The 1,494-nt window shown below is 58.2% G+C and carries 1 protein-coding gene; it reads right to left on the reverse strand.

All coding sequences use genetic code 11. The features are described from left to right. Positions 1–332: 332 nt before the first annotated feature. Positions 333–1,364, reverse strand: a complete 1,032-nt coding sequence (locus AC13QY_RS32040) for an IS110 family RNA-guided transposase (protein WP_113353887.1) — start codon at positions 1,362–1,364, stop codon at positions 333–335. Between the last annotated feature and the right edge of the window lie 130 nt (positions 1,365–1,494).

The following is a 1,494-nucleotide window of genomic DNA, read 5'->3' on the forward strand; positions in this document are numbered from 1 at the left end:
GGTTGTCTAATCGCATTCCATCCGTCAAGCTGGTTTTGGCATTGAACGACCTTGCCGGCTTGCGGGACAGGCAACGCGGCCGAACCGATTGAGTGGATCTGCCCTCTCCGGCCATGTCGTACTGAGCTATCCAGTGCTGGGCGCAGGGTTGTCTCCGCGGTCGGCAAATGCCGCCGCACAATGGTCTTCGCAGGTGGGATCTTCCTATGTTCGAGACGCAGTCTCAACGAGCTGCAGCCACTAGAAGCGGAATGATCCTGCCCACGTCCGCAGCAGGGACGCTCAGCGCCCAGAGTTAGATGGCGCGCTGAGGGACGACGACTGGGCGTCTCCTATACGGTGGCGCCAGCCGATGCGTTGAACACTTCTGCCGTCTTGAGCATGCTGTGCATGATGACCGCGAGTTTCCGGGCCACGGCCACAGCGGCCCGCTTGAAGCCGAGTCGCTCGCGCAGCTTAAGTCCCCAACTCTTGAGACTGCTCTCGGTCCTGGCACTGGTTCTCGTCAGCAGCGTTGTCGCCGCTTCGTAAAGCAACCCACGTAAGCGATTGTCACCCCTGCGCGAGATATGGCCGTCATAATCGACCTCGCCTGATTGGTAGCGCCGGGTTGTCAACCCGAGCCAGGCGCCCACCGAGCGCGACGTTCGAAAGTTTCCTGGATCTTCAATTGCCGTAACGTAGGATACCGCCGTGACAACCCCGATGCCTGGGATTGTCATCAGTAGCTTCGTAGCTTGGCTCTCACGCGCCACCACCAGCAACTGGCGACTGAGATCAGCTGCGCGCTTTCGGAGATCGTGCCACGCCTCCAAAAGAGGCAAGATAACTTTTGCAAGCTCGTTGTTCCCATCCAAAAGCTTCCGCACATCGCCATCAAATACTCGACCCTTCGCTTTCGGGATGATCAGGCCGAAGGTCTTCATCAGGCCGCGGATTTGATTGCCGAGTTGTGTTGAGATGTTCAAAAGCTGTGCGCGGGCAGCCACCAACGTGCGGGCCATCATGGCGTCAAACGACTTGACGCGAACCGCTTTGTAAAAACCCGCTTCAGCGAGTTGCGCCAAGCCGTCCGCATCATTGGTATCGGTCTTGTTGAGCGTCTCGTTCAATACCTTTTGTGCGTGCCGCGCTTCAATGCAGATCGCAGGAACCCCCTCGGTCGTCAACGCGTGATAGAACCACGTCGACAGCGGTCCCGTTTCGAATACGACGCGCCGAGCGCGGGGAGCATGCCTGCGGATCATCTCTGCCAGAAGTTTTGGATCCGAAGGGCACTTCCCCCGCCAGATCCGCTTGCCGTTCTCCCGGATCGATATCGCGGTATCTTTCAATGAAACATCAAGCCCAATATACTGGTTCATGGTTGCCTCCATCCGATGTTTGGGCCCGGTTCCAATCGAGAGCCCTTTTTCCATCTTATCGGGGGCAACCACCCCCGCTAGCACAAAAAGCCAGGGCGAGATCGCGCCGCGATTACTCCATGTTCGAGGC

It is taken from the genome of Martinezella sp. CNPSo 3795 (genome assembly GCF_057784475.1).